General features: G+C 47.3%; 4 protein-coding genes and 1 pseudogene. 1 reads left to right on the top strand and 4 read right to left on the bottom strand.

The annotated features are described in order from the left end of the window. The coding region (locus ACJHXA_RS23775; RefSeq protein WP_071529125.1) for a prepilin, shufflon protein A at positions 1–356 on the top strand (356 nt) is incomplete at its 5' end. Here ACJHXA_RS23775 and ACJHXA_RS23770 read toward each other — a convergent pair. The 4 genes and pseudogenes from ACJHXA_RS23770 to ACJHXA_RS23755 form a co-directional block, all read right to left on the bottom strand. Then, a pseudogene (locus ACJHXA_RS23770) lies at positions 353–571 on the bottom strand (shufflon system plasmid conjugative transfer pilus tip adhesin PilV); the annotation flags it as partial. The gene ACJHXA_RS23775 and the pseudogene ACJHXA_RS23770 sit on opposite strands and share 4 nt — an antisense overlap. A gap of 540 nt (positions 572–1,111) precedes the next feature. After that, on the bottom strand, positions 1,112–1,267 hold the full coding sequence (locus ACJHXA_RS23765) for a hypothetical protein (RefSeq protein ID WP_001358489.1): 156 nt from the start codon (positions 1,265–1,267) through the stop codon (positions 1,112–1,114). A 38-nt stretch (positions 1,268–1,305) separates the two neighbouring features. Then, positions 1,306–1,437: a hypothetical protein gene (locus tag ACJHXA_RS23760; protein WP_256465069.1), complete on the bottom strand. Its 132-nt coding sequence runs from the start codon at positions 1,435–1,437 to the stop codon at positions 1,306–1,308. Positions 1,438–1,624: 187 nt separating this feature from the next. Next, positions 1,625–1,921 (bottom strand): pilus assembly protein (locus ACJHXA_RS23755; protein WP_205900562.1); only part of this gene is annotated, 297 nt, incomplete at its 5' end.

The raw sequence follows: 1,921 nt of genomic DNA, 5'->3' as shown, positions 1-1,921 counted from the left end.
CGTGCCAATCCGGTGTGTGGAGAACTTCCGGTTCCTCTAACGGTAGTTACAGTAATCTTGGATCACACCGAGGATCATTTACTGGTCGCAATACGGGAAGTGGTACGCTGTTTGTTTACGCCTCTGGAGGGAATGGTGGTTCCGCCGGGGGAGATTGTGCTAACACATCCAGATTGCAGGGATACGTTGCAGGGGCATTGATTAGCACAAATGCGAGCAACAACCCATCTTATGGGAAGACAGCATTCATCTCTTTTGCTGTCCCTGCTGGCGCAACTTATCAGATCACCTCTTATCCGGCCCAAAACTACTCTTGTGGCTCAGGGGTATTTTCAGTATTTGGATACCAAACTTAATTGAGAGTTACACAGGACGCAATACAACCTGTCTTGTGCTCGTATTTGTACCATTTTCGTGAACCAGATGGACTCTCGACTACCTGGCAGTAATGAGAATCCTCAGCATTTCCCATTCTGGCAATGGCACAAAAGTCAAATTGCCCCAAGTAACCAGTGCTGGAAAGTTGAGTAACCTTGAGCTTTCCACCTAATGCCCTCCACACACCGGATTGGCCCCCCTATTTCTATGATTAATCAATACATACTGCATCACAACGATAACTAGCTATTGAAGGTGGGTAAGCTGTTAGTTGCCAGTTTGATCCGGATTTAGATAACGAGCATTCTGAATAATCGTTTGAATTATGGAAACCCGTTGCTCTTACATGGGATAATGCGCAAAAAGTATGCTGCCCCAAGTTTGACTGAGAGTATGGGAAATTAAGCTGATAGGAGGAGACTTTCCCTATGCCTCCTCCTTTTTTCCACACACCGGATTGGCACGGAGGCCAGTGCCAATCCGGTATCTGGACAACGGCAAAAGTGAACTTCACTACCAGTACGTACAATATCGGGAAAAACACCCGAAATCTGAGCATTGGCGTACATGCGTACTGTTCGTGGACATACCTTAATGGTGCGCCTTTTGGTGGGTTTCAGCAGGTATACTCCGACCAAAACAAGGTTTGGTATGTGAATAATTATGCGTGGGGAAATTATGAGTCCGGCGGCACAATTACTGTTACATGCCTGAATCTTCCTGGTGCTGGGATTTAACCGAAGGGGCAACAATAAGCATCAACGTGTTCCTCATCAACGCCATCACCAATGCCATACATGCGTGTACCTGTCATGATAAATCCGGTCGGGCATTGAATGGGTTTGTAGTAGATAGATCCTCCACTTTTCCCGCCAATGAAGTGATTCATTGCTACAGATGATTGATACCACTTACAGGCGGAGTAGTTCACTTTATTGCCACCAGACCACCGACCGGATTGGCACGGAGGCCAGTGCCAATCCGGTACGTGGAGAAGGGCATCAGGTAGCACTGTTCTGACAGGAAAAATAGCAAATGGACAACAGATCCCATTGCCATCTGGTTTTTCTGCCAGCCAGTGTACCTGGAGTGTCAGTAATGCAGAAAATCCGCACGGGTGGAAGCCGAATTATTTTGCGGGGTCAGTTGCAACCTATGATGCCAATCGAATTGTGAAATGCGGCTTCTATGACGAATACAACTTTTATGGCGGTACTCACCGAACTGACCTGTCGGGGAAATGTAGTTACATCGTGGTTTGCCAGTGATAAGTATCGTCACTGGCAAATGGCGTAAACTGTAATTGAACCATTTTGATCTTCGGTCGTGTCGCAACTGGCAGTCCATGCATTGTTGCCTGAAGGCATGGAACGTGTGAGCCATATAAATCCGGTATTTGATCTGCATTGACCGCCTCCACCAATGACTTTCTTGCCAGATGGACATGTTGCCGTTGCTCCAGGCCAACGCCACGCAGTAGCTGAAGCGGTAACAATTTGGCTATCACCTGCGCCAATTTTTTTCCACACACCGGATTGGCACG

Origin of the sequence: Escherichia sp. WS33 (genome assembly GCF_046486385.1) — a bacterium.
Lineage (GTDB): Bacteria > Pseudomonadota > Gammaproteobacteria > Enterobacterales > Enterobacteriaceae > ECMA0423.
This window is presented reverse-complemented; position numbering and strand designations above follow the sequence as displayed.